The organism is Pimelobacter simplex, from assembly GCF_900114845.1.
Taxonomy (GTDB): domain Bacteria; phylum Actinomycetota; class Actinomycetes; order Propionibacteriales; family Nocardioidaceae; genus Nocardioides; species Nocardioides simplex.
Genome location: NZ_FOUK01000001.1, coordinates 182,674 through 207,117 on the forward strand (window position 1 = coordinate 182,674; position 24,444 = coordinate 207,117).

The 24,444-nt window shown below is 73.7% G+C and carries 23 protein-coding genes; 16 read left to right on the forward strand and 7 right to left on the reverse strand.

The features are described 5' to 3' along the window. Positions 1-44: 44 nt before the first annotated feature. From BM223_RS00900 to BM223_RS00910, 3 genes are read left to right on the forward strand one after another with little or no spacing between them, the layout of a single operon-like run. Positions 45-1,427: a M24 family metallopeptidase gene (locus BM223_RS00900; RefSeq protein WP_038682338.1), complete on the forward strand. Its 1,383-nt coding sequence runs from the start codon at positions 45-47 to the stop codon at positions 1,425-1,427. Then, positions 1,424-2,356: an NAD(P)-dependent oxidoreductase gene (locus tag BM223_RS00905; protein WP_200887029.1), complete on the forward strand. Its 933-nt coding sequence runs from the start codon at positions 1,424-1,426 to the stop codon at positions 2,354-2,356. The genes BM223_RS00900 and BM223_RS00905 overlap by 4 nt, the downstream gene beginning before the upstream one ends. Then, complete coding sequence (locus tag BM223_RS00910) at positions 2,353-3,387, forward strand: ketopantoate reductase family protein (RefSeq protein ID WP_038682337.1); 1,035 nt, start codon at positions 2,353-2,355, stop codon at positions 3,385-3,387. The genes BM223_RS00905 and BM223_RS00910 overlap by 4 nt, the downstream gene beginning before the upstream one ends. Here the strand turns inward: BM223_RS00910 and BM223_RS00915 are convergent. Together BM223_RS00915 and BM223_RS00920 are read right to left on the reverse strand one after the other, a co-directional pair. Further along, positions 3,348-4,064, reverse strand: coding sequence for a GntR family transcriptional regulator (locus BM223_RS00915; RefSeq protein ID WP_075018434.1), 717 nt, complete (start codon positions 4,062-4,064; stop codon positions 3,348-3,350). The two genes, BM223_RS00910 and BM223_RS00915, sit on opposite strands and share 40 nt — an antisense overlap. 11 nt (positions 4,065-4,075) lie before the next feature. Continuing rightward, positions 4,076-4,603 (reverse strand): VOC family protein, encoded by a 528-nt coding sequence (locus BM223_RS00920; protein ID WP_038682334.1) that lies wholly within the window; start codon positions 4,601-4,603, stop codon positions 4,076-4,078. Between the two features lie 124 nt (positions 4,604-4,727). Between BM223_RS00920 and BM223_RS00925 the strand changes: the two genes are divergently transcribed. The 7 genes from BM223_RS00925 (at position 4,728) to BM223_RS00955 (ending at position 13,400) form a co-directional block, all read left to right on the forward strand. Further along, positions 4,728-6,911: an alpha-ketoacid dehydrogenase subunit alpha/beta gene (locus BM223_RS00925; RefSeq protein WP_038682332.1), complete on the forward strand. Its 2,184-nt coding sequence runs from the start codon at positions 4,728-4,730 to the stop codon at positions 6,909-6,911. A gap of 43 nt (positions 6,912-6,954) precedes the next feature. Continuing rightward, the gene (locus BM223_RS00930; protein ID WP_038682330.1) at positions 6,955-8,226 is read left to right on the forward strand and encodes a dihydrolipoamide acetyltransferase family protein; all 1,272 of its coding nucleotides are present in this window, start codon (positions 6,955-6,957) and stop codon (positions 8,224-8,226) included. A gap of 67 nt (positions 8,227-8,293) precedes the next feature. Next, positions 8,294-8,839: a DedA family protein gene (locus BM223_RS00935; RefSeq protein WP_038682328.1), complete on the forward strand. Its 546-nt coding sequence runs from the start codon at positions 8,294-8,296 to the stop codon at positions 8,837-8,839. Beyond that, entirely contained in the window at positions 8,836-9,516 is a 681-nt protein-coding gene (locus BM223_RS00940) for a response regulator transcription factor (protein ID WP_038682326.1), read from the forward strand. Before BM223_RS00935 ends, BM223_RS00940 begins: the two co-directional genes overlap by 4 nt. Beyond that, the gene (locus tag BM223_RS00945; protein WP_075018435.1) at positions 9,513-10,970 is read left to right on the forward strand and encodes a sensor histidine kinase; all 1,458 of its coding nucleotides are present in this window, start codon (positions 9,513-9,515) and stop codon (positions 10,968-10,970) included. Before BM223_RS00940 ends, BM223_RS00945 begins: the two co-directional genes overlap by 4 nt. Positions 10,971-10,980: 10 nt before the next feature. Then, positions 10,981-11,988, forward strand: coding sequence for an Ig-like domain-containing protein (locus BM223_RS00950; RefSeq protein WP_038682324.1), 1,008 nt, complete (start codon positions 10,981-10,983; stop codon positions 11,986-11,988). A gap of 95 nt (positions 11,989-12,083) precedes the next feature. Continuing rightward, positions 12,084-13,400: an alpha/beta fold hydrolase gene (locus BM223_RS00955; RefSeq protein WP_052139106.1), complete on the forward strand. Its 1,317-nt coding sequence runs from the start codon at positions 12,084-12,086 to the stop codon at positions 13,398-13,400. 7 nt (positions 13,401-13,407) lie between these two features. Here BM223_RS00955 and BM223_RS00960 read toward each other — a convergent pair whose 3' ends face one another. The 3 genes from BM223_RS00960 to BM223_RS00970 are packed head-to-tail and all read right to left on the reverse strand — an operon-like array spanning position 13,408 to position 16,253. After that, positions 13,408-14,064, reverse strand: a complete 657-nt coding sequence (locus BM223_RS00960; protein ID WP_038682322.1) for a response regulator — start codon at positions 14,062-14,064, stop codon at positions 13,408-13,410. Continuing rightward, complete coding sequence (locus tag BM223_RS00965; protein WP_052139105.1) at positions 14,061-15,188, reverse strand: sensor histidine kinase; 1,128 nt, start codon at positions 15,186-15,188, stop codon at positions 14,061-14,063. Before BM223_RS00965 ends, BM223_RS00960 begins: the two co-directional genes overlap by 4 nt. A gap of 27 nt (positions 15,189-15,215) precedes the next feature. Next, positions 15,216-16,253, reverse strand: a complete 1,038-nt coding sequence (locus BM223_RS00970) for a CARDB domain-containing protein (RefSeq protein WP_038682320.1) — start codon at positions 16,251-16,253, stop codon at positions 15,216-15,218. 268 nt (positions 16,254-16,521) lie between these two features. Here BM223_RS00970 and BM223_RS00975 point away from each other — a divergent pair, with 268 nt between their 5' ends. The 5 genes from BM223_RS00975 (at position 16,522) to BM223_RS00995 (ending at position 21,190) form a co-directional block, all read left to right on the forward strand. Then, on the forward strand, positions 16,522-16,857 hold the full coding sequence (locus tag BM223_RS00975; protein WP_038682318.1) for a nuclear transport factor 2 family protein: 336 nt from the start codon (positions 16,522-16,524) through the stop codon (positions 16,855-16,857). 4 nt (positions 16,858-16,861) lie between these two features. Then, on the forward strand, positions 16,862-18,115 hold the full coding sequence (locus BM223_RS00980; protein WP_038682315.1) for a low temperature requirement protein A: 1,254 nt from the start codon (positions 16,862-16,864) through the stop codon (positions 18,113-18,115). Between the two features lie 704 nt (positions 18,116-18,819). Beyond that, positions 18,820-19,419, forward strand: coding sequence for an LPXTG cell wall anchor domain-containing protein (locus BM223_RS27740; RefSeq protein ID WP_052139104.1), 600 nt, complete (start codon positions 18,820-18,822; stop codon positions 19,417-19,419). Continuing rightward, a complete protein-coding gene (locus BM223_RS00990) occupies positions 19,416-20,045 on the forward strand; it encodes a 2OG-Fe(II) oxygenase (RefSeq protein WP_052139103.1) in 630 nt (209 codons plus the stop codon). The genes BM223_RS27740 and BM223_RS00990 overlap by 4 nt, the downstream gene beginning before the upstream one ends. Continuing rightward, entirely contained in the window at positions 20,042-21,190 is a 1,149-nt protein-coding gene (locus tag BM223_RS00995) for a metallopeptidase domain-containing protein (protein WP_141267608.1), read from the forward strand. Before BM223_RS00990 ends, BM223_RS00995 begins: the two co-directional genes overlap by 4 nt. 268 nt (positions 21,191-21,458) lie before the next feature. Here the strand turns inward: BM223_RS00995 and BM223_RS01000 are convergent, their stop codons facing one another. Next, a complete protein-coding gene (locus BM223_RS01000) occupies positions 21,459-22,007 on the reverse strand; it encodes a DEAD/DEAH box helicase family protein (RefSeq protein ID WP_038682310.1) in 549 nt (182 codons plus the stop codon). 31 nt (positions 22,008-22,038) lie between these two features. Further along, the gene (locus BM223_RS01005) at positions 22,039-22,944 is read right to left on the reverse strand and encodes a LysR family transcriptional regulator (protein WP_038682308.1); all 906 of its coding nucleotides are present in this window, start codon (positions 22,942-22,944) and stop codon (positions 22,039-22,041) included. A 97-nt stretch (positions 22,945-23,041) separates the two neighbouring features. Here BM223_RS01005 and BM223_RS01010 point away from each other — a divergent pair, with 97 nt between their 5' ends. Further along, positions 23,042-24,430 (forward strand): M20 family metallopeptidase, encoded by a 1,389-nt coding sequence (locus BM223_RS01010; protein WP_038682306.1) that lies wholly within the window; start codon positions 23,042-23,044, stop codon positions 24,428-24,430. The last annotated feature ends 14 nt before the right edge of the window (positions 24,431-24,444 follow it).

A 24,444-nucleotide genomic window follows, 5' to 3' on the forward strand; every position in this document is an offset into this window, starting at 1 on the left:
ACCCACCCACTACCCACAGGCCGGACCGGCCGAGGAGGAAACTCATGTCGAACACCGCCACCACCGGCAGCAATGCGGTCGATTGGGAGGCCCGGATCGACTTCGACCGGTTGCGCACCGAGCGGCTCGCGCGGCTGAAGGCGCAGCTCGAGAAGTCGGACTGCGGCGCGATCCTCGCCTTCGACTTCTCCAACATCCGCTACATGACGTCGACCCACATCGGCACCTGGGCGATGGACAAGCTGATCCGGTTCTCGCTGCTCACCCGCGAGACCGACCCGATCTCGTGGGACTTCGGCTCCGCTGCCAAGCACCACGCGCTCTACAACCCGTGGCTGAACACCACGACCGCCGAGGCCGACGCCGACCCGCACGCGCCCCACCACGGCGCCGTCCGGCCGCGTCTGGAGTCGGGTGCCCGGGCCGGGATCTCCACGCTCCGCGGGGCCTTCACGCCCGACGCCGGCGTGGCCGAGGACGTCGCCCGCAAGATCAAGCGCGAGCTCGAGAAGTTCGGGGTCGCCGACCAGCCGCTCGGCGTCGACGTCATCGAGCTGCCGATCCTGTTCGCCCTGCAGCAGCAGGGCATCGACGTCGTCGACGGCCAGCAGGTCTTCATGGAGGCGCGCCGGGTCAAGACCGACGACGAGATCGGGCTGCTCACCCACGCGGCGTCCATGGTCGACGCCGCCTACGAGGAGCTCTACCGCTTCCTGCGGCCCGGCGTGCGGGAGAACGAGTGCGTCGGCCTGGTGGCCAAGACGCTCTACGACCTCGGCTCCGAGTACGTCGAAGGTGTCAACGCGATCTCGGGCGAGCGGTGCTCGCCGCACCCGCACGTGTTCTCCGACCGGCTCATCCGGCCCGGCGACCCGGCGTTCTTCGACATCCTGCACAGCTTCAACGGCTACCGCACCTGCTACTACCGCACGTTCGCGGTCGGCTCGGCCAGCCGTGCCCAGCGCGACGCCTACACCCGGGCCCGGGAGTACATGGACCGCGCGATCGCGCTGGTCCGCCCGGGTGCGACGACGGCGGACATCGTCAGCGTCTGGCCGACCGCCCAGGAGTTCGGCTTCCCCGACGAGGAGGCGGCCTTCGCGCTGCAGTACGGCCACGGCGTCGGTCTCTCGATCTGGGAGAAGCCGATCTTCTCGCGCCTGGTCTCCCTCGACCACCCCGAGGTGCTCGAGGAGGGCATGGTGTTCGCGCTCGAGACCTACTGGCCCTCGGCCGACGGCATCGGGGCCGCACGCATCGAGGAGGAGGTCGTGGTCACCCGCGACGGCTGCCAGGTGATCACGAAGTTCCCCGCCGAGGACCTGATCGTCGCCGGGCGCAAGTACTACACCGTCGGTGGCGAGCTCGGGACCCTGCGCGACTCGCAGTCCCACCTCAACACGCCGTGGGGGAGCGCGCAGGCGTGAGTGCCGAGCGCGACCCTCGGGTGGTCGGCTTCCTCGGTCTCGGCTCGATGGGCTCGGCGATGGCCGGGCGGCTGCTCGCCGCGGGCTACCGGGTGCGGGTCTGGAACCGCAGCCCGGCGGCCGGCGACCGGCTGGCGGCCCAGGGTGCGGAGGTCGCGCCCGACGCCGCGACCGCGCTCGCCGCCGACGTCTCCTTCTCGATGCTCGCCGACGACGCGGCGGCCCGGGCGGTGCTGACCCCCGGCGCGCTCGCCGGCGCCGCCGGCCGCGTGCACGTCTCGATGGCGTCGCTCAGCCCGTCGTCGAGCCGGGAGCTGCACCGGCGGTGCACCGAGGCCGGCCTGGACTTCCTGGCGGCACCAGTGCTCGGCCGGCCGGAGGTCGCGGCCGCGGGAGGGCTCCAGGTCCTCGCCGGCGGCCGTCCCGAGGTCGTGGCGCGGGTCCGCCCGATGCTGGAGGCGATCGGCTCGCGGGTGTGGCCGATCGCGGACCGGCCCGAGGTGGCCAACGTCGTGAAGATCGCGGTCAACCTGCAGATCATCCACGCCCTCCAGGCGCTGGCGGAGTCGATCGCGCTCGTCGAGGCGCACGACGTCGCGGCCGACGACCTCGCCGAGCTGCTCGGCGCGACGCTGTTCGGCGGTGTCGTGCACCGCACCTACGGGCAGCTGATCGCCCGGCGGGCGTACCAGCCCGCCGGGTTCACCGTCCCCCTCGGCGCCAAGGACCTCGGGCTCGCCGCCGAGGTCGCCGAGGACGCCGGGGTGACCCTCCCGTCCCTGCCGGTGCTGCAGCAGGTCTTCGCCGCGGCTCTCGAGCACCCCGAGGCGGCGAGCCTCGACTGGGCCGCGATCGCCGAGGTCACCCGGCAACCCGATCACCCGGCGCGCGAGCGCCGGACCACCACCGAGCTGGAGGAGAACCCATGAGCATCGAACGCATCGCCGTCCTCGGGACCGGAGCGAACGGCGCCAGCATCGGCGCCGACCTCGTCCGCGCCGGGTACGACGTCACCTACATCGAGCAGTGGCCGGCCCACGTCGAGGCGATCCGGGCGAACGGGCTCACCGTCGTGAGCCAGGGCGAGAAGACGGTGACCGACGTGCGCGCGCACCACCTCTGCGAGGTCGCCGAGATGCGCGAGGACTTCGACCTGGTCTTCATGCTGGTCAAGGCGTACGACGCCCGCTGGGCCGCCGAGCTGATCAAGCCGCGGCTCGCGCCGGACGGCATCCTCGTGGGCCTGCAGAACGGCATGATGGCCGACGACATCGCCTCGATCGTCGGTGTGGAGCGCACGCTCGGCGCCGTCATCGAGATGGCGTCGAACATGTTCGAGCCCGGCGTCGTGAACCGGGACACCCCCAAGGAGACGGCCTGGTTCGCGCTCGGCGCCCTCGACGGCGGTCCGCAGGACCGGGCCGAGGAGGTCGCCGAGATCCTCCGCGCGGCCGGCAACGTCGAGGTCGTCGACGACATCCTGTCGGCGAAGTGGATGAAGCTGGTCGTCAACGCCACCGAGCTGGTCAGCGCCGGTGTCGTGGACCTGCCGATGGTCGAGGCCGCCGACCTGCCCGGGATGCGCGCGTTCATGGTCGAGGCCGGCGTCGAGGCGCTCGAGGCGGCGCTCGACCTCGGCCACCGGGCGCTGCCGATGTTCGGGCTGACCGGTGGCGCGGAGGACGGGCCGCAGGCCTACGTCAACGCGCTGATCGACGCGGTCTACGAGCACTACGCCATCCCGACGACGCTCACCACCGTGCACCAGGACTGGGTCAAGGGCCGGCGCAGCGAGGTCGAGGAGATCAACGGCCTCGTCGTGCGCGAACGGGCCCGGAAGGGCAGGAGCGCGCCGGCGAACGCCGTCCTGCGGGAGATCGCGCTGGGGATCGAGGCCGGCACCGAGACCCCCGGCGAGCATCACCTGCCGCGGCTGCTCGCGGCACTCTCGACCGACTGAGGGGCACCGCCGGCCGGTGCCATGCTCTGCTCGATCACCTCGGGGTGCTCGAGCAGGGCCAGCCGGGTGCGGCGGATGTGCACGGTCAGCATCCGGGTGGCGATGTCGACGTCGCGCCGCGCGACGGCGTCGAGGATCAGGTCGTGCTCGGCCGCGATCACCCACGACTCCTGGGTGCCGGCCTGCCGGACGAACGCGCGCCGGTAGGGCTGCGTGGTGTCCCACAGGCCGCGGACCATCCCCGCCAGGTGGGTGGCCTCGCTGCCCGCGTAGGAGACCTCGTGGAACTCCCGGTCGAGGACCAGGAACCGCTCGACGTCGTCGTTGGCGACGATCTCGGCCTGGAGCTCGCGCATCCGCGCCACGTGCTCGTCCGTGAGCCGCGGGATGCTGTCGGCCAGGAGCAGCGGCTCGATCCGCTCCCGGATCTCGTACGACATCTCCAGGTCCGGCAGGCTCAGCGACATCACCCAGGCGCCGCTGTTGGCGCGCAGGGTGACCAGTCCGCGGGTCTCGAGGATGCGGAGCGCCTCGCGGACCGGGATCCGGCTGGTCGACAGCTCGTCGGCGAGCTGGTCCTGCTTGATCCGGCTCCCGGGCGCGAGCGTGCCGTCGAGGATGCGCGCGGCCAGGACGTCGGCGATGCGCTGGCTGGCGACCTGGCTCGTCGTGCTCACGGGAGGTGAGACTACGGCCGGGTGACGTCGGCACGGTAGCGCGCGGGATCGGCGTCCACGGCGCGCCCGGCGGGGTACGAGACCAGCTCGAGCTGAAGCCCCCACGGTGCGCGCAGGTAGACCCACCGCTGCCCCTCGTGGGCGCCGACACTCGCCGTGGGGGCGCCCATCACCTCGACGCCGGCCGCTCGGAGGTCGTCGACGGCGCGATCGAGGTCGTCGACGTAGAGCGCGAGGTGGTGACCGCCCACGTCGCTGTTGCGGGGCGGGACGAGCTGCTGCTCCGGCGCCTCCCACGCGAACACCTCGAGGATCAGCCCGCCGAGCTCGAAGAAGCGGATCTCCGCGATGGCGGCGCGGTCGTCGACGCCCAGGTGGGTGCTCATCCAGTCCCCGGTGCCCTCACGCCGGGGGAGTGCGTAGCGGTAGGTCGCGCCCAGGACGTCGACCAGGAACCGGTGCGCCTGGTCGAGGTCCGGCACGGTCAGGCCGACGTGGTCGGCGCGGCGCAGCCCGGTCAGCACAGGTGAGGAGCTCATGCGTTCAATGTATCCATATACTCGACCGATCGCGACAGTTCCCCGCTAGAGATCGTTGCGATTCCCGAATCTCTTCCTCTAATGTATCCATTCAGGCACTTTCGCGACGAGGGGAACCAGCAGCATGCCGAAGCACGTCAGTCTCCAGCCGGCCGCACCGTGGGTCGAGGTGACGCTCGACCAGCGCGACCGTGACGCCGCCGAGCCGCAGCTGCTGCTCGACCTGCTCGGCCGGATGCAGTGGGTGCGGACGTTCGAGGAGTACGTCCTCGAGCTCGCCGGGCAGGGGCTCGTGCACGGCCCGGCGCACTCCAGCATCGGCCAGGAGGGCGGTGCGCTCGGCTCGATCCTCCCGCTGCGCTCGGACGACATGATCAACGGCTCGCACCGCGGCCACCACCAGTTCCTGGCCAAGGCGTTCGGGCACGTCCTCCCCGCCGGCGGCACCGGGCTGCCGCGCGTCACCGGCGAGGTGCGCGAGGTGCTGCGCCGCACGCTGGCCGAGATCTGCGGCCTGGCCGACGGCTTCTGCCGGGGCCGCGGCGGCTCGATGCACCTCCAGTGGCGCGAGGCCGGCGCGATGGGCACCAACGCCATCGTCGGAGGCGGCGTCCCGCAGGCGGCCGGCTTCGGCTGGGCCATGCGCAACGCCGGCACCGACGCCGTCAGCGTCACCTACTTCGGCGACGGCGCGGTCAACATCGGGTCGGTCCTCGAGACCTTCAACCTCGCCGCCGCCTGGAAGCTGCCCGTCTGCTTCTTCATCGAGAACAACCTCTACGCCGTCTCGACCCACGTCGACGCCGCGACCGCCGAGCCGCGGCTGTCGGGTCGCGGGCTCGGGTTCAACATCCCGTCGTGGCGCGTCGACGGGATGGATCCGCTCGCGGTGCACGTCGCGATGACCGAGGCGCTGGAGCACATGCGAGCGGGGAACGGCCCGACGATCATCGAGGCCGAGGTCTACCGCTACTTCCACCAGAACGGCCCGTTCCCGGGCTCCGCCTTCGGCTACCGCGACAAGGCGGAGGAGGCGGCCTGGCGCGAGCGGGACCCGATCGCCCAGCTGCGGGCCGAGGTGCTGCGTCGCGAGCTGGTCACCCAGGACGAGCTCGACGCGCAGGCCGACGAGGTCGGCTCCGTGATGCGCGAGCTCGGCGAGCAGTTCCTCGAGGCCGACCCCGAGGGCAAGCCCGGCCAGCGCCGGATCATCGCCAGCGCCTGGCCCGACCCGGGCTTCGTCGACGTCGGCATCCGCGGTGACCTGAGCGAGCTGGCCGGGTCCCGCTACGAGGAGGAGGAGAGCTTCTCCGGCGAGCTCGCGGAGCGGCGGTTCATCGACGTCGTCAGCGAGGTGATGGCCCGCCGGATGGAGACCGACCCGTCGGTCGTCGTCCTGGGTGAGGACGTCGACGGGCTGAAGGGCGGCACCAACGGGGCGACGCGCGCCGCGCTGTCGGCGTACCCGGACCGCGTGCTGGGCACGCCGATCAGCGAGAACGCCTTCGCCGGCCTGGCCGGGGGCATGGCGCTCGACGGCCGGGTCCGGCCGGTGGTGGAGTTCATGTACGCCGACTTCATGTGGGTCGCGGCCGACCAGCTCTTCAACCAGGTCGCCAAGGCCCGGCACATGTTCGGGGGCGAGGCCGCCGTCCCGTTCGTGCTGCGCAGCAAGCTCGCCGCGGGCACCGGCTACGGCTCCCAGCACTCGATGGATCCCGCGGGCGTGCTCGCCACGGCCCCCGGGCTGCGCATCGTGGCGCCGTCCAACCCGTTCGACTACGTCGGCCTGATGAACACGGCGCTGGCCTGCGACGACCCGGTCGTGGTGCTCGAGCACGTCGACCTCTACGCGTCCTCCGGGACCGGGCCCGTGGACGACCTCGACTACCGCCTCCCGGTCGGCAAGGCGGCGCTGCGGCGGACCGGCGACGACCTCACGATCATCAGCTACCTCAGCATGGTCGGCCACTGCCTCGAGGCGCTCGACGAGGTCGGCGACCGGATCTCGGCGGACCTGATCGACCTGCGCTGGCTCGACCGGGCCTCGCTCGACTGGGACACCATCGAGGCGAGCGTCCGCAAGACGAACCAGGTGCTCATCGTCGAGCAGGGCGCCGCCGGCACGTCGTACGGCGGCTGGCTCGCGGACGAGATCCAGCGCCGGCTCTTCGACTGGCTCGATGCCCCCGTGCGGCGGGTGCACGGGTCGGAGGCCTCTCCGAGCATCAGCAAGGTGCTCGAGCGGGCGGCGATCGCCCGCACCGAAGAGGTGACGGCAGCACTGAACGACATCGCGGCGGAGTGACCGGGCCCAGGACGGCCGGACGAGGAAGGACGAGAGGTTCGAGATGGTGCAGTTGATGTCGGTGCCCGAGGTGGCGGCAGGTGCGTCCGAGGTGCTGCTGGCCGAGTGGAGCGTCGCGACCGGGGCCGAGGTGAGCCGCGGCGACGTCATCGCCGTGGCGGAGACCGACAAGGCCGTGGTCGAGGTCGAGGCCGAGTTCGACGGCGTGGTGGTGGGACTGCTCGCCCAGGTCGGCGAGAGGGTCGACGTCGGCGCCCCGCTGATGCTGGTGGGGACCGGGGCCGACCTCGACCGGGAGCTGGCCGCGCTGCTCGCGGAGGTGGGGGTGTCCGCGCCCGCCGCGGAGCCCGCGGCGCCGGCGGAACCGGTGGTGGAGCCCGCGGCGGAGAGCGCCCGCCGGTTCGCCAGCCCGCTGGCCCGGCGCCTGATCGAGGAGGCCGGCCTCGACCTGGCCGACATCACCGGGACCGGTCCGCGCGGCCGGGTCCGCAAGCGCGACGTCGAGCGCGCGCTCGCCGACCGGGCTCCGGCTCCGGCTCCGGCAGCGACCACGACCTCCGCGCCCGTACCGGCACCGGCACCGGCACCGGCAGCAGCGGCGGTGGCACCGGCGGCGCCCGCGTCCGGGCTGTCGATCGAGCCGCACAGCCGGCTCCGCCGGTCCGTGGCCGCGCGGCTCACGCAGGCCAAGCAGGAGATCCCCCACTTCTACCTCACCCGGAGCGCCCGGATCGACGACCTCCTCGCCCTCCGGGCGCAGGTCAACGAGCACGCACCGGTCCGGGTGTCGGTCAACGACCTCGTGCTCCGCGCCGTCGCGGTGGCCCACCGCGCGGTGCCCGAGGCCAACGTCGTGTGGTCCGAGGAGGGGATGGTGCAGCACACGTCGGTGGACGTGGCCGTCGCGGTGGCGTCCGAGCGCGGCCTGGTCACGCCGGTCGTGCGCGGGGTCGACCAGCTCTCCCTGTCGGGCCTCGCGCGCCAGGTGGGCGACTACGTCGGGCAGGCCAACGCGGGCCGCCTGCAGCAGCGTGACCTCGAAGGCGGCACGATCACGGTGACCAACCTCGGCATGTACGGCGTCGAGGAGTTCTCCGCGATCATCAACCCGCCCCACTCCGCGATCCTCGCCGTCGGCGCCGCGCGCCCCGAGCCGGTCGTGGAGGGCGAGCCCGGGGAGCAGCGGATCGAGATCCGCACCGTGCTGCGGCTGGTCCTCTCGGTCGACCACCGGGCGATCGACGGCGCCCTCGCCGCTCGCTGGATGGCGTCCCTGGTGGAGGCGCTCGAGCGACCGATGACGCTGCTGGTGTGAGGTGGGGGCGGTGCCGTGAGGCCGCCCTTCACCAGCCCTTCATCCGCGCCTGCCTAGCGTCGGGACCATGACCACGTTCGTCGAGCACCTGCTGTCCGTCCCGGGCTGGCTCGCGCTGCTCCTCGGGGGCGTGGTCGCGGGTCAGGGTCACCTGCCGGTGGTGGCCGTCGCCGCGGCCGGCATCGGCGGCGCGATCAGCGGCGACGCGATCGGGTACGTCGTCGGGCGTCGCTGGGGTCGGCGGATCCTCGACTCCGTGCTCGGCCGCTTCGTCCGGCCCGTCCGGCTCGACCGGGCCGAGCACGCGTTGTCCACCCGTGGTGGCTGGACCGTCCTGCTCGGCCGGTTCACCGTGGCCCTCCGCGTCCTGGTGCCCGGCCTGGCCGGCATGGGCCGGATGCCGTACCGCCGCTTCGCTCTCTTCAACGTCCTCGGCGCCGTGCTGTGGGGCGGAGCGATGGTCGCCGCCGGCTACCTCGCCGGTGCGAGCTGGCAGCACGTGGCGCACCTCGTCTCGACCGCCGGCCTCGTCGCCACCGCGGCCGTGGTCGTCCTGCTGCTGGCGTGGCACGCCCTCCGGGGCCGGCGACGCAGGACTACGGTGGACGCGTGAGGATCCTCGTCGCGGAGGACGACGTGCGGTTGGCCGACCTGCTGCGCGAGTCCCTGGCCGAGGCGGGGTGGCAGGTCGACGTCGTCCACGACGGGCAGACCGCCTACGCCCGGCTGCTCGCCGGCACGACCTACGACGTCGCGCTGCTCGACTGGATGCTGCCCGGCAAGGACGGCGTCAGCGTCGCGCGCCAGCTGCGCGGGATCGGCCTGGCGACGCCGATCCTGATGCTGACCGCGCGCAGCGACGTCCGCGACCGCATCGACGGGCTCGACGCCGGCGCCGACGACTACCTCCCGAAGCCGTTCGACCTCGACGAGCTGCTGGCCCGCCTGCGTGCGCTCTACCGCCGCAGCACCTTCGCCGGCGCGGTGCCGGTCCAGGTCGGCGACCTCGTCGTCGACCCGGTCGCCCGACGGGTGACCCGGAGCGGCCAGGAGATCGCGCTCTCGGCCCGCGAGTTCGACATCCTGCACCTGCTCGCCGGGCATGCCGGTCAGGTCGTCACCCGGCTGACCATCCTCGACGAGGTCTGGGACGGCGAGACCGACCTGCGCAGCAACGTGATCGACGTGCACCTGGCAGCGATCCGGTCGAAGATCGACCGGCCGTTCGGCACCCAGACGATCAGCACCCTGCGCGGTGTCGGCTACCGGCTCGACCCGGCCCCGCCGTGACCACCGGGCTCCCGCTCCGCGTGCGCCTGGTCGCGGGCTTCTCGGTCGCCACGTTCGTCGTGCTGCTCGCGGCCGGCGCCTTCGTCTACTGGCGGGTGGAGTACGCCCTCGATGCCGATCTCGACGCCGAGCTCGCGCAGGCGGTGGGCACCATCGACCCGCTCATCGGCGCCTCGGGGGCGGTGACGAACCGCGAGACGGCCGAGGCGACCGGGGTGGCCTGGCAGGTGGTCGGCGCCGACGGCGCCGTCCTCGACCGCGGCGGACCGGCCGGAGCCGAGCCGATGGTCGACCCCGGGCGCGGTACGACGGCGCGCACCGTCAACGTCGGCGACCTCCTGCCGGCGGCCCGCCAGCCCTACCGCGTGCGCATCGTCGCCGCGGGTCCGCAGGGCGCCCACCTCCTCGTCGGCGCACGCCGCGACCACCGGGACGAGGCGCTGCGGGAGCTGGTGCTGCAGCTGGTCCTCGCCGGTCTCGGCACGCTGCTCGTCACCGCCTTCGTCGGTGACCGGCTCGCGCGGGCCGCACTGCGGCCGGTCGAGCGCTACCGGCAGCAGGCCGCGGCGATCGCGGCCGGCGCCACCGACCTGCGCCTCGACGTCCCTCCGGGGCGCGACGACGAGGTCACCCGGCTCGGGCACACCTTCAACGACATGCTCGCCGCCCTCGAGCGCGCGCTCGACCGGGAGCGGCAGTTCGTCAACGAGGCGAGCCACGAGCTGCGCACGCCGATCACCTTGCTGACCGGGCGGATCCAGCTCGCCCGCCGCCGTCGCCGCACTCCCGAGGAGCACGAGCACGTGCTCGCCGAGCTGGAGATCGACCTGGCCCGGCTGGCCCGGCTCGCCGACCAGCTGCTGGCGCTCGGCGCCGCCGCCCAGGCAGGTGCGGCGAGCGGAGACCTGGCCGCGGTGACCTCCCGGCTCGTCGACCGGCGGCGGCTCGTCGAGCCGGCGCGGGCCGGTGACCTCGTCCTGGAGGTCCCCGCCACCGGAGTGCCGGTCATGCTCGACGAGCTCGACATCGAGCGTCTCGTCACCAACCTCCTCGCGAACGCCGACGCGCACGGAAGCCCTCCGGTCGAGGTCGTCGTCGACCGGCCGGCGCCCGGCCTCGCCCGCATCACGGTCGCGGACACCGGCTCCGGCATGCCCGCCGACCTCCTGGGCACCGCGACGAAGCGCTTCGCCCGCGCCGAGGAGGCCCGCTCCCGGCCTGGAGCCGGACTGGGCCTCGCCCTCGTCGAAGCCGTCGTGACCCGGGCCGGCGGCGAGCTGCGGCTCTGCCACGACGGGGTCCACCACGCGTACGGACACCCCCAGCCGGTGGCCTGCACGCACGACGACCGGATGACGGCGACCGTCCTGCTGCCGGCCCAGGACAGAACCGGGACATCGCAGGGACACGACGAGGGACAACGGCCGTCGGTGCCGGGACGGACGGCCTCCTAGCGTCCGCCGCATGACCTCACGAGACCGACGCAGAATCTCCCCCCTCGCCGTCGCGGCGTCCCTCCTCACCGCCTTCCTGGTGGCCTTCGCGTCCCCCGCGCACGCCGCGGGGGAGTGGCAGGACGGCAGCAGCCAGTCCGACACGATCCTCGACTGCGCGACCCGCCTCCCCGCCACCGGTGTCACCGCGAACACCGGCTGGTGGTCGCCGACCGGCCAGGTCCCCAAGGTCGGTGAGCCGTTCCTCCTGCACGGCTACATCGGGCTGGTCGGGCTGCCGTGCAGCAGCGGGGTGGCCGTCCTGCCCGAGCTGCTCTTCGACGAGACGGCGTTCGGCTACCCCGACGAGCCGGTCAAGTGGGGCATCAACGAGATCGACGACCCGACGCCCACCTTCTCGACCGACCCGGTCCAGCTGACCCGGGGCCCGAACGGCGGCATCGCGATCGCCTCGGTGAACGGCCGGGCGATCACGCTGGAGCGCGGTCAGATCTTCGAGTTCCAGGTCCCGGTCGTCGCCAAGCGCGCCCTCAAGGGGACGGCGACGCCCGCGCCCAGCTGCCCGGAGCGGACCGCCGGCACCCGGCCGTGCGCGGTCGCGAGCTCCGGTGACCACCTGCAGGTCGCGTTCAAGGTGAACGGGCACGGCGGCAACAAGACCTACGTGACGCCGTACGTGCCGCTCTTCGCGGCCGCCACCGGTGGGACGGGTGGCGGTGTCGTGGCGAAGGTCGCCTCGACCACCAGCGCGAGCTACCAGGTGGCGGCCCGCAAGAAGGGCAGGGCGACCATCACCGTCCGGGCGGGCAAGACGCCTACCGGGCAGGTCGTCGTCCGGGACCTCGCGCGCCGGGGCCGCATCGTCGCCCGGGCCACGCTCACCGCCGGCCACCGCGGCGTCGTCCGCGTCGTCGTGGCCAAGCTCGGCAAGGGCAAGCACCGCCTCGTCGCCCAGTACGCCGGCTCGTCGACCGTGAAGCCGTCGGCCTCCGCCGCGAAGTCGATCCGGCTGCGCTGAGCGCCCGGACCGGTCCTCCGTACATCCCGGGATGTACGGAGGACCGGTCCCGCGGCGGATGATCGGCGCCGCCCGGCGCCCTAGCGTCGTTCGACGTGACGACGACCTCGCCCCCGGCCCCGACGGCCTCTGTCTCCCTGCTCCGCCGTGCCGCTGCCGTGCTGGTGATCGTGCTCGGCGTGGTCGCCGGCCTCGCCGCCGGCGGCCTGATGATCGCGCTGGCGGCGTCCGTCGTGCCGCTGCCCGTGGTCTTCCTCGGCGCCGGTGCCGTGACCCTGCTCGTGGTCTCGGCGCTGGTGGTCCGGCTGGCGCTGGTGGTCGGCGGTGGCCGGCGCCGCGGCTGGCGGCCCGCTCTGGTCAGCGGTGTCGCGTGGACGCTGCTCGTCGGCGTGGCGTTCGGCCTGCTGTTCCTGCGGCCGTTCCCGGAGATGGCGCACCAGCCGGTGCCGGCCGGCGTCCGGTTCTGGAAGCTGGACGACGGCAGCCGGCTGGCCTACGTCGCCAGCCCGGCCACGACGGCCGTCCGCAAGCCGACGCCGGTGGTCTTCCTGCACGGTGGGCCGGGCACGCCGGGCGAGGGCCTGCCGTTCGGGACGGCCGAGCTCAACGCGGCCGGGTACGACGTCTACAGCTACGACCAGATCGGGGCCGGACGGTCCACCCGGCTCGACGACGTCACCGGCTACACGGTGGCGCGCAACGTCGCCGACCTCGAGGCGGTGCGGAAGCAGGTCGGTGCCGACCAGATGGTGCTGATCGGCCAGTCCTGGGGCGGGTCCCTGGCCGCCCAGTACCTGGCCGCGCACCCGGACCGGGTGGCGAAGGTGGCGTTCACCTCGCCCGGCGAGATCTGGCCGGAGGCGCACCCGGACACGGAGGTCTCGCCCTGGGGCGAGCTGACCGGCGCCAACCGGGAGCGGTACGACGAGCTGGTGTCCAGCCCCCGCTTCCTCCTGCAGGCGCTCCTGCTGTCGAGCAACCCGCAGGCGGCGCACCGCCTCGTCGGCGACGCCGAGTCCGACGCGCGGATGCACGAGATCGCCGTGACCGGTCGCGACCTCGGCGGCTGCCCGGGCGGCCCGCCGGGTGAGGGCGAGGTGCACCAGAACCCCCAGGGCTTCTACACGAACCAGCTCACCAACGCCGACTTCGACACCATCGCGGACCCGCGCCCGGTGCTCCGCGAGATCCGCACCCCCGCGCTGGTGCTGCGCGCCGAGTGCGACTACGTGCCGTGGATCGACACCCGCGAGTACCGCGACACCCTGCCGGAGGCGACGCTCGTCTACGTCCCCGGCGCCGGGCACGGCATCACGGGGGAGGCCGGACCGGCGTACCTGCGGGCGATCCTGGCCTTCCTGGACGGCGACCGGCTGGCCGGCTACACCGGAGCCGGCGACCCGGCCCGGTGAGCACGGGTCAGCCGGGGCGGACCAGTCCGGACCGGTAGCCGATGATGACCAGCTGGACCCGGTCCCGGGCGCCGAGCTTGGTGAGGATCCGGCTGACGTGGGTCTTGGCGGTGGCGTGGCTGATGTGAAGGTCGGCGGCCAGCTCGGCGTTGCTGCGGCCCTCGGCGACCTTGACCAGGATCTCCCGCTCGCGCTCGGTCAGCCGGTCCAGGGCCGGGTCCGGCGTGACGGGGGCCGCGGGCGGCGTCCAGGTCGCGGCGATCCGGCGGGCGATGGCCGGCGCCAGCAGCGCCTCGCCGGCCGCCACGGTGCGGATGCCCTGCAGCAGCGCGGGCGCCTCGAAGTCCTTCAGCAGGTAGCCGCTGGCGCCGTACCTCAGCGCGGCCAGCACCGAGTCGTCGCTGTCGTAGCTCGTGAGCACGATGATCCGGGTGGCGGCGAGGTCGGGGTCGGCGGCGATCGTCCGGGTCGCGGCCAGGCCGTCGCCACCGGGCATCTTGAGGTCCATCAGGACGACGTCCGGCCGCAGCTGTCCTGCCAGCCGGACGGCGGCCGGGCCGTCCCCGGCCTCGCCGGCCACCTCGAGGTCCGGCTCGGCCTCGATCAGCGACCGCAGCCCGGACCGGGCCAGCTGGTGGTCGTCGACCACGAGCACGCTGATCACGGGCGGTCCTCGCGCGGCACGGTGGCGGTGAGCCGGAGGCCGCCGCCGGGGCCGGTGCCCACGTCGAGCGTGCCGCCGACCAGGTCGAGGCGCTCGCGCATGCCGCGCAGCCCGTAGCCCTCGACCGGTCCGCCGGCCGGCGGCCCGGCGCCGTCGTCGGCGACGCTGAGCGTCAGCCGGTCCGGCTGCCAGTCGAGCACGACCCGCACGTGGTCGGCCTGGGCGTGCCGGCGGGCATTGGTGAGCGCCTCCTGGGTCACCCGCACGAGGGTAAGCCCGGCCAGCGGGTCGTAGCCGCCCGGTGTGCCGGTGATCTCGAGCGTGGCCACCGGTCCGTCGACGGCGCTGGCCGCGACCAGTGCGGCGAGGTCGTCGAGGCTCGCGGGCCGGGCCGGCTCGCGCTCGGAGCTGCGCAGCAGGCCCAGCAGCTCGCGGATCTCGCGTGACGCACCGACGCTCGCGGTGCGGATCTGCTCCAGTGCCTCGCGGGCCGCCGCCGGCCGGTCGTCGTACAGGTGCAGGCCGACGGTCGCCTGCATCGACACCGACTCGATCGACTGCGCGATCACGTCGTGCAGGTCCCGCGCGATCGCGGCCCGCTCGTCGGCCACCCGGCGCTCGATCGCCGCCTGGTGCGCGGCGTGGTCGGCGTCCGCCCGCGCCTGCAGCAGCGACCGGCGGATGCCGATCGCGCGGCCGACGGCGAACGCCAGCGCGAGCCAGCCGATCGTGGAGATCACGCCACCCGGCTCGTCCGCCTTCCACCACGCTGCCGCGAAGGCCGGGACACCTGCCGCCACCGCCCACCCCGCCGCCCGCCAGGGCCGCTCCAGCGCCCCGACGATGCCGACGGCGGTCGCGAACGCCAGCAGGAACGGGCCGTCCAGCAGTGCCGCGATCGGGGTCAGCTGACCGACGAGACCGAGCAGCCCGATCAGCACCATCGCCGGCACGGCGTACCGCCGCCGTCCCACCAGCGGGACGGCGCACGCCAGGCCGAACACCGCTGCCGCGAGCTGGTCGCGACCGCTCGCCGGGTGCCCGAGCAGGGTGGCCAGGCCCAGCAGCCAGATCGCCAGCGCGAGCAGCAGATCGCCCCGGCGGTGGCGCGGCGAGGTGGTCATGGTGCGCCCGAGTCTAGGGCGCCATGATCAGCGCAAGGTGAGCGTCAGCGTCCCCTCGACCTTGTCCCAGTCGGACGTCGTCCCCTGCTCCGCGACCCAGCCGACCACGCGGTAGGTGATCGCGTGCGTCGTGCTGGCCACCTGCTTGAGCTCGATGTCGCTCACGTCGAGCCCGGTGCCGGTGGTGGTCCGGGAGGTGTTGTCGCACGGGAACTCGCCCTGCCCGGTCTGCTTGCTGGTCTCGGTCCAGTCGGCGCGCATGAACAGGCCGACCCGGACGCCGCTCAGATCTGTGCGCGTGAAGTGCCCGAAGATGTCGTCGGTGAAGCGGTCGCCGGTGTAGCGCAGCGTCCCACCGCCGGCCTCATCACGCTCCCGGTCGTACACGCACGACGGCGTCACCTCGCGCCCGACCACCGACCCGTTGCGCGCGTACGTGCTGCCGGTGCTGGCGAACCGCGGGTTGGCGCGCGGGCCGTCGATCTTCATGGAGATCGACGCCGTCGCCGTGTGCCGCCAGGTCTCGACCCGTCCGGTGGCCGGATCGGTGCGCTGTCCCTGGTCGACGAACGTGAGCCGGCCGACCAGGGCCGCGTGCAGTGCCGTGTCGACCTCCACTTGGGTCTTCGCGGCCTGGCAGTTGTTGCCCTCCTTGGTCTCCTTCACCCGTTGGGTCGCGTCCGCGCAGGCGATCACCCAGTACTTCCCGTCGGCGGTCCCCCACGGGACGTCGACCCGGCCGCTGACCGCCCGCTTCTTGCGGGCCTTGACCTTGGGCACGGGCACCGTGCCGGCGCTGATGTCGCCGGCGCCGCGGAGCCGGTCCTTGGAGAGGTAGAAGCGCAGCGAGCTCGGCTTCGCCGCCGCCCGGCCCTTGTTGGCGACGGTCGCGCCGAGGTTGAAGCGGCTGCCGTGCCGCACCTTCGCCGGCGGCGAGCCCACCGCGGAGACGACGAGGTCGGCGCGCGGCGCGGCCGCGCCGGCGTCCGGTCCGGTTCCGACCGTCACCAGTGATGCGCCGAGCACCGTGAGGGCAGCCGCGGCCGCCGTCCGTCGAGCCTGCATGCTTCTCGTCCTCTTCTGCCGTCCGTCAGTTGTCGGGGCGACGATGCAGGTCCGGGCGGCCCGGGCGGCAGGGCCAGGCGTCCCGGATGTCCCGGACACCGCTCCGGGCGCGCGCTGCCGACCCCCGAAAGGAGGGCAATCGACCGGTCGTCCGGCTGCCAGGCCGCCGGACGGGCCGGGCTCCGGCAGGATGCTGGGGTTGTCGAGGTACCAGGGAGGAACCTCGAGCGGCGTGCCGTTCGTGGGGCCGCAACAAGGGGGGAAAGCCATGACCACGCAGATGCCCGAGCCCGTCGCCACACTGGTCGACGCCGTGAACGCCCACGACGAGGATGCCTTCCTGGCGTGCTTCGCCGAGGACGGCTACGTCGACGACTGGGGCCGCGTGTTCCGCGGCCGCACGGCGATCGACGGGTGGAGCAGCAAGGAGCTGATCGGTGCCCACGGCACCCTGTCCATCTGGTCGGTGGCGACCACCGAGACCGGGAACGTGGTCGTCGTCGGCGACTGGCGCAGCACCCATGCCAACGGCGTCAGCCGCTTCGAGTTCGAGGTGGCCGGCGGTGAGGTCACCTCGATGACCATCCGCGACGGCGAGGCCTGAGCCGGTGGACGAGAGCGGTTCCCTGCGCCACCGCTCCCGCCGGATGCTCGGCCGCGACCCGCACGAGGAGCACCGGGTGGCAACGCCGCTCGAGCTGCTCTTCGACCTGACGTTCGTCGTCGCCTTCGGCACCGCCGCCAACGAGCTGGCCCACGCGCTCTCCGCGGACCACGTCGCCGGCGGCATCGTCGCGTTCGGCTTCGCGACCTTCGGCGTCACCTGGGCGTGGATCAACTTCACCTGGTTCGCGTCTGCCTACGACACCGACGACTGGATCTACCGGCTCACCACGATGCTGCAGATGGTGGGCGTGCTGATCTTCGCGATCGGGCTGCACCCCATGTTCACGTCCGTCACCGAGCACGGCGAGACGTTGGACAACGACGTCATGGTGGCGGGGTACGTCGTGATGCGCGTGGCGATGATCCTGCAGTGGTGGCGCGCTGCCCGGCAGGACGAGAGCCGGCGCGACGTGTGCCGGACCTACATCGTCTCGATCGCGATCGCCCAGGTCCTGTGGTGCGTCCTGGCCCTCGTCGACCTCCCCGTGGGGACGACGTTCGCGCTCATGGTGATCCCGTTCCTCGTCGAGATCGGCGGCCCGGCGTACGCGGAGACCCGGCGGGGTGGGACGCCCTGGCACGCCCACCACATCGCCGAGCGCTACAGCCTGATGGTCATCATCACGCTCGGCGAGGGGATGATCGGCACGATGGCGGCGATCAACGCCCTCGCCGTCGACGGCCTGACGTGGCGCATCGCGCTGTTCGCACTCGCGGGGACGGCACTCACGTTCGGCATCTGGTGGTGCTACTTCGTCGTCCCGGTGGGGGAGATCCTGCACGCGCGGCGGGAGCGCTCCTTCGGCTTCGGGTACGGCGCGATGGGACTCTTCGGCAGCATCGTCGCCATCGGTGCGGGGCTGCACGTCGCGGCCTACTACCTCGAGGGGGCGTCGAAGCTCGACCGCACGGCGACGGCGGTCGCGGTCGTCGTCCCGGTGGCGCTGTTCGTCGCCGTGTTCTACGCCGGCTACTGGTGGCTGACCCGGACCCTCGGGGGCTTCCACCTCGTCCTGCTGCTGCTCACGGCGGTCACGCTCGTCGTCCCGGTGCTGATGGCGAGCGCCGGCGCCGACCTGACCGGGTGCCTGCTCGTGCTGGCGTTGGCGCCGTGGGTGTCGGTCGTCGGCTACGAGACGGTCGGTCACCGGCACGTCCGCGGCGTGCTCGACGACCTCCGAACAGGGGCCATTTGACGGTCCGTCCGGCCGGATCGGGACGATCGTCCCGGTTCTCGCAGCAGACTTCCTGACGGGGGAGATGTCCGGGCACCACACGTCCCTCCTTCCGGTCCGCGATGGAATCCACGGAGAGGCACCTCATGCCGCCACGTTCGGAATTGGGCTACCTGGCCACCTTCTCGGGGGTCATGACGCTCAGCATGCTTGCTGTCGGTCCCACCTACGCCGCGCCGGCGTCGCCGGCCGACGAGGGGGTGACCTGTGTTCTGCCGGAGGCGCCGCAGGGACAGTCCGGTCCCGACGGTGCCGACGGTGCCGCCGGCGATCCGGGCCCTCCCGGTGCCGCGGGCCCGGACGGTCCCCAGGGGCCGGCGGGGGCGAACGGTGCCCCCGGCGCGGCGGGTGCGCCCGGAGAGCCCGGCGCGCAAGGCCCTCCCGGGGAGCCGGGACCGCCCGGACCGCCGGGTGGGGGCCCGGGCCGGGCCGTGCACGCCGCACCGGGACCGATCGACTGCGCGGACGTCCCCGATGTCTGCGTGATGGTCGTTCCGGGCGCTGACGGCGTGGCCGGCCTCCCCGGTGTGCAGGGGCTGCCGGGACCGCAGGGCCCCCAGGGAGCGGTGGGACCGCCGGGGCCCCGGGGCGAGGCGGGAGTCGACGGGACCGACGGTGCTCCTGGCGCACCCGGTGCTCCCGGACCGATGGGTCCGCCGGGACCGATGGGCCCGCCGGGAGCCGGCCCGTCGCGGGTGGTGCACGCCGTGGTGGCCGACGACTGTGCCGGCTTCGACCCTGCCTGCGTCGCGACCGTCGTGGGTGCGCCCGGTGCCCCGGGTGCGCCGGGGGCGACGGGGCCGGCCGGCGCGGCAGGTCCGGCGGGACCCACGGGTGCGGCCGGTCCCCGCGGCGTGCCGGGAGCCGACGGTGAGGACGGCCCCAGCGGTCCGGAGGGCGAGACCGGTCCGGCCGGAGCGCCGGGAGCGCCGGGGGAGCCCGGGCCGCCCGGAGCCGGTCCGAGCCGCGTGGTCCACGCGCTCGCCGCGACGAGCGGCACGGTCGAGACCTTCCCGTCGTCCTGCGCGCCGGACGACGGCGCGGTCGGCGGCGAGACCGACGGCTCCGACGGCTCCGACGGGTCCGGCGACGGCACGGTCGGGGCCGTGGACGACTCCTCCGGTGGCGGCTCGGCGCTGCCGGCGACGGGCTCGGCCGCGTCCACGCTGGGGATGCTGACGCTGGGCAGCGTGATGACGGCCGCCGGTGTCGTCGTGGTCCGGCGCAGCCGCGGCCACGGCCGCAGCGAGGAGCAGGGCGCGTGATCGAGACGACGTCGCCGGCGCCGGACGCGCCGGCGACGCCGTCGCCGCGCAGCATCGTCTACCGCCTGTGGAACGGAGCGATTCCGGCGGCGGTGTGCGACGCGGTCATCGGCGCGTTCGACGAGGAGGAGCTCTACGACGCCACCGTGCAGCTCAGCGACCGTCCGGTCGAGGTGCTCTCGGACACCCGCAAGACCCGCCACACCTTCGTCGATCCCGGCCACTGGACGGGCAGCCTGGTGTCCCACTTCGCGCACCTGGCGAACCTGCTGTGGCGTTTCGACGTGAGCGGCCTGGGCACGCTGAGCATCCTGCGCTACGAGGAGTCCGGCAGGTTCGCCTGGCACGTCGACGCGCTCACGTACGACACGACGGACTACGGGGCGCTGGGTGAGGGGCTGGAGCGCAAGCTCAGCGTCACCGTGAACCTCTCGAGCCCGACGTCGTACGAGGGCGGGGACCTGGAGTTCATGAACAGCACCGGTCAGCTGCTGGCGCAGCCGCAGCTGCGCGAGCAGGGCTCCGTGGTGGTGTTCCCGTCGACCGTCGGGCACCAGGTCACCCCCGTGACGGCGGGTGTGCGCTACGCCCTGGTGGGGTGGATGGTCGGCCCGCCGCTGCGGTGAGAGCCGGACGGCGGGGCGCGGTTCTCGGCGCCGCGGTGCTGCTGGCCGGGGCGCTCCTCGTGCTCCGGCCGGCGTCCCCCGATCAGCGGGCGACCGAGCCGGCGTCGCGCTTCGGCCCGTACGCCGGTCACGAGGTGATCGAGGTCTGGGCCTGCCGGATCCCGCTCACGACCCACGCCCGCGTCTACCAGCCGTCCCCGCTGCGCATCGCGATCGACCCCGCCCGGATCGCCGGGCTGCTGGACGAGCCCGTCCGGCGCTACTTCGACGCGCTGTCGAACGGCCGGTACCAGCCGCGCTTCGTCGCGGGTGGGGTCGTGCGGATGGACGACGGCGGCGGCCCGCGTGCGTGCCTCCGTGCGGCGCTCGACCGGTCGGTGGCGTCGGCGACCGCGGTGCTCGTCGTCGCCGACGCCGAGCACCGGGCCGACGCGCACGGCGGGCTGGGCACGCCGGGAGAGATCTGCGCGACGGCGCCGCGGCCCTGCCCGGCACGCGTCTCCGGTCGCGGGGCGTACGTCGGAGGCAGCGACTTCCACCCGGACTGGGGCCCGGTGCCGGCCCTCGACCTGGTGGAGCACGAGCTCGGGCACACCCTGGGCTGGCCGCACTCCTTCGGCAGCGCCGGGCAGTACGACAGCGCGCTCGACGTCATGAGCGACAGCGCCGCGCCGCGCGCCGTCCGGCCCGAGCAGCGCGACGCGGGCGGGACCCTGGGGATCAACCGCCTCGCGGCGGGGTGGATCCCGGCCGGCGACGTGCGGGTGGCGCCGGCCGACGGCACCGGGTCGACGTACGTCCTGCGGCCCTCGGCGTCGGCCTCGGGAACCCGCCTCCTCGTGCTGCCCCTCGGACCGAGGAGAGCGATCACCGTCGAGCTCCTGGTGCCCGAAGGAGTCGATGCGCACCTCCCGGAGGCGGGCATCGCCCTCACCTCGGTCGACGCGTCGGCCGCCGCGTGCGGCGTGCCCTGCGACCCGTTGCGGCGCCGCCAGCGCGAGCTGCACGGGCGGCCGCCCTTCACCGACCTGCTGCAGGCGACCGAGCCCGCCTGGGTCGGCGACGGCTGGCAGGTGCGGGTGGACGAGGTCCGGGACGGTGCGGCCGTCGTCACGGTCACCCACGTCGGCGACCCCGCCCGGTGATCGTCCAGAAAACGCCAGGACCCCCGAACGGAGGGCAATTCGGGGACCACACCCGGAACCGGCGACCGCACGGGGCGCCCGCACTGCAGGATGCGGTGGGGGGAAGGCGAGCCCCCTTCACGACCGAGGTTCAGCGGGCCGCCTCGCCCGCCCAGGACATGTGACGACCCGCCCCTCCGGGGCGTCACAGATGAGCTCCGTGCTGGTCCCTTGTGCGGAGCAAGGCAGTCGGGGGTCCGTCCGCAGACGACGGGCCCCCGGCCGCTGCCTAGCTGTGGCCGGCCGTCGCCGCCACCTGCTCCAGCGCGGCGAGCCGGACGTCGCCGTCCCCGGTCAGCTCGACGACCTCCGCACCGCCCGTGAGGTCCGCGTCGTCGGCCAGCTCGAGGAGCACCTCGTTCATCACCTCGCGCAGCACCGGGTCCTCGTCGGGCGGGACGCCGATGGGCGAGGTGGCGTCGAGGGGGAGCAGCACGAGCAGGTCGACCCGTCGCATCGCGGCGACGCAGAGCTCGGTGCCGCGGTGGAGGTGGTCCGCCGAGGGGACCGGACGGCCGAGCTGGTCGGCGGCCTCGAGGTAGGCGAGGAAGTCGAGCGGCCCGCGCTCGGCGATGACCGCCGCGGCGAGGGGGCCGAGCAGGCGGGCCGCGGCGACCTGGAGCTGTTGGAAGAAGACGCCGGCGCCGGGGTCCGTGGGGTGCTCGCCGAGCTCCTCGACGGGGTCGGGCAGGACCTCGAAGCCCGGGTGGGCGGACGTGAACGCGTCGACCAGCGAGGTCTTCCCGCTGGCGTGCGTGCCCGACACCACGATGAGCATGGCGCGACTCTAGGGGCTCGCCGCTGCGGCCTCAGCCGAGCCCGCTGGCCCCGAGCGCCGCGACGACCTGGTCGACGAACGCGCCGACCGGCTCGGGCAGCGCGCGCTGGGCCATCGTGTGGACCTGGAGGTTGCGGCGGTGCAGCTCGGGGTTGGTCAGGGCGACGGTGCGGAAGCCGTCCTGGACGAGGTGGCGGGAGCTCAGGAGCCCGGTCAGCGTGACCATGCCGGTACGACGGGCGAGTGCGATGAGCGCGGCCGACGAGTTGCTCGTCAGTGCGGGTTCGAGGTGGAGGCCCTCGGCGGAGCAGCAGATGTCGACGAGCTCGCGCAGCGTGCTCCCGCCGGCCATCAGGGCGAGGGGGTGGTCGCGGAGGTCGGCGAGGGAGACGGCGTCCAGGTCGAGGAGGGGATGGCCCTCGGGCACGAGCGCGACGATGGGCTCCTGGCAGGAGTAGGCGATGCGGATGCCGGCGGCGGGGGCGAGGCTGAAGGTGAGGGCGACGTCGGACGCGCCGGTGACGACGGCCTGGGTGGCGGCGGCGGGGTCGGTGACGGTGAGCTGGACGCGGGCGGCCGGGTGGGTGTCCCGGAAGCGGGCGATCTCGACCGGGAGGAAGTCCTCGGCGAAGCCCTCGGTGCAGGCGACCTTGATCAGCGAGCGGCCCGACCGGTGGAGGTCGCGGAGCCGCTCGAGGAGGTCGTCCTCCTCGAGGAGGTTGCGGCGGGCGTGGTCGGCCAGCAGCCGGCCGGCCTCGGTCGGGACCATGCCGCGGGGGTGCCGGTCGAACAGCTGGGCGCCGGTCGACTGCTCCAGGCGGGCGATGTGCCGGCTGATCGCGGACGCGGCGATGTGGAGGTTCTCGGAGGCCTCCGCGATCGAGCCGGTCCGGGCCACCTCGAGGAAGTACCGGAGCGAGTCGCTGACGAGGTGCACGCGCACACAGTAGTTCTCGCCCCGGCAACGGGGGCGTGCGGAATCGGTGATGGTCGCGGGCCGCCGGCTCCGCTTGGCTGGAGCGGTGGAGGCTGTCATGACGCGTGCGCGTGCGATCGAGCTGGCGGAGGACTACCTGGAGTCGGGAGGTCTGCTGCGGGAGCTCCAGCGCAAGGTCGCCTACCCGACCGAGAGCGAGTCGGACGAGCGCGCCGACGTGCACGTCGACTACCTGACGGACGAGATCGTGCCGGTGCTGCGGCGCTGCGGGTTCACCTGGCGGCTCGTCGAGAACCCCGCGGCGGGGCGGCCGCCGTACCTGCTGGCCCGCCGGGTCGAGGACCCGGCGCTGCGGACGGTGCTCGTCTACGGCCACGGCGACGTCGTCCTCGGGGACGCCGCGCGCTGGACCGCGCCGTGGTCGCCCTGGCAGCTCGTGGTGGACGGCGACCGCTGGTACGGCCGCGGCTCGTGCGACAACAAGGGCCAGCACGCCATCAACCTCGCCGCGCTCGAGCAGGTGCTCGTCGCACGCGAGGGGCGGCTGGGCTTCAACGTCACCGTCCTGATGGACATGGGGGAGGAGATCGGCTCGCCCGGGCTGCGCGAGGTCTGCACGGAGCTGGCCGGCGACGAGCTCGCCGCCGACCTGCTGCTGGCCTCGGACGGGACCCGGGTCTCCCAGGAGAGCCCCACGCTCGTGCTCGGCACGCGGGGCGAGGTGTCCTTCACGCTGCGGGCCGGCCTGCGTCCTCGGGGATACCACTCGGGCAACTGGGGCGGCCTGCTCGCCAATCCCGCCGTCCTGCTGGCGAACGCGCTCGCGACGATGGTCGACGAGCGCGGCCGGATCCTGGTCGCGGGGCTGCGTCCGCCGGAGATCCCCGCGCCGGTGCGGGAGATCCTGGGCCGGATCGAGATCGACGGCGGACCCTCGGCGCCGCCGGTCGAGGACTGGGGCGAGCCGGGGCTGAGCCCGGCGGAGCGGCTCTACGGCTGGAACACGCTCGAGGTCCTGGCCCTGGACGCCGGCTCGCCGACCGGCCCGCAGAACGCGATCCCCGGCACGGCGTCCGCGCGGTGCCAGCTGCGGTTCGTCGTCGGCACCGACTGGACCACGCTCGAGCAGACGGTGCGCACCCACCTGGCTACGCACGGCTTCGGGAGCATCGACGTCGAGGTGGCCGAGGGCACCGCGGCCACCCGCCTCGACCACGACGACGCGTGGGTCGCGTGGGCGGCGGCCTCGGTCGAGCGGACGACGGGCAAGGTGCCGACGGTCCTGCCGAACCTGGGCGGCACGTTCCCCAACGACTGCTTCGCCGACGTCCTGGGCATCCCGACCGTCTGGGTCCCGCACTCCTACCCGGGCTGCTCGCAGCACGCCCCCGACGAGCACCTGCTGGCGAGCCTGGCGAAGGAGGCCCTCGGGATCATGGCCGGGCTGTTCTGGGACCTCGGGGAGCCGGCCACCTCGCTGCGCTAACATGTTCATCAACA

What these genes read in the sequence shown, in the direction of transcription:
- BM223_RS01000 (WP_038682310.1), bottom strand. Translation starts at nt 22,007, where the DNA reads ATGCTCATCGTGGTGTCGGGCACGCACGCCAGCGGGAAGACCTCGCTG.
- BM223_RS00935 (WP_038682328.1), top strand. Translation starts at nt 8,294, where the DNA reads ATGACCACGTTCGTCGAGCACCTGCTGTCCGTCCCGGGCTGGCTCGCG.
- BM223_RS01010 (WP_038682306.1), top strand. Translation starts at nt 23,042, where the DNA reads ATGACGCGTGCGCGTGCGATCGAGCTGGCGGAGGACTACCTGGAGTCG.
- BM223_RS00975 (WP_038682318.1), top strand. Translation starts at nt 16,522, where the DNA reads ATGACCACGCAGATGCCCGAGCCCGTCGCCACACTGGTCGACGCCGTG.
- BM223_RS00900 (WP_038682338.1), top strand. Translation starts at nt 45, where the DNA reads ATGTCGAACACCGCCACCACCGGCAGCAATGCGGTCGATTGGGAGGCC.
- BM223_RS27740 (WP_052139104.1), top strand. Translation starts at nt 18,820, where the DNA reads ATGGGCCCGCCGGGAGCCGGCCCGTCGCGGGTGGTGCACGCCGTGGTG.
- BM223_RS00920 (WP_038682334.1), bottom strand. Translation starts at nt 4,603, where the DNA reads ATGAGCTCCTCACCTGTGCTGACCGGGCTGCGCCGCGCCGACCACGTC.
- BM223_RS00965 (WP_052139105.1), bottom strand. Translation starts at nt 15,188, where the DNA reads ATGACCACCTCGCCGCGCCACCGCCGGGGCGATCTGCTGCTCGCGCTG.
- BM223_RS00925 (WP_038682332.1), top strand. Translation starts at nt 4,728, where the DNA reads ATGCCGAAGCACGTCAGTCTCCAGCCGGCCGCACCGTGGGTCGAGGTG.
- BM223_RS00950 (WP_038682324.1), top strand. Translation starts at nt 10,981, where the DNA reads ATGACCTCACGAGACCGACGCAGAATCTCCCCCCTCGCCGTCGCGGCG.
- BM223_RS00910 (WP_038682337.1), top strand. Translation starts at nt 2,353, where the DNA reads ATGAGCATCGAACGCATCGCCGTCCTCGGGACCGGAGCGAACGGCGCC.
- BM223_RS00970 (WP_038682320.1), bottom strand. Translation starts at nt 16,253, where the DNA reads ATGCAGGCTCGACGGACGGCGGCCGCGGCTGCCCTCACGGTGCTCGGC.
- BM223_RS00930 (WP_038682330.1), top strand. Translation starts at nt 6,955, where the DNA reads ATGGTGCAGTTGATGTCGGTGCCCGAGGTGGCGGCAGGTGCGTCCGAG.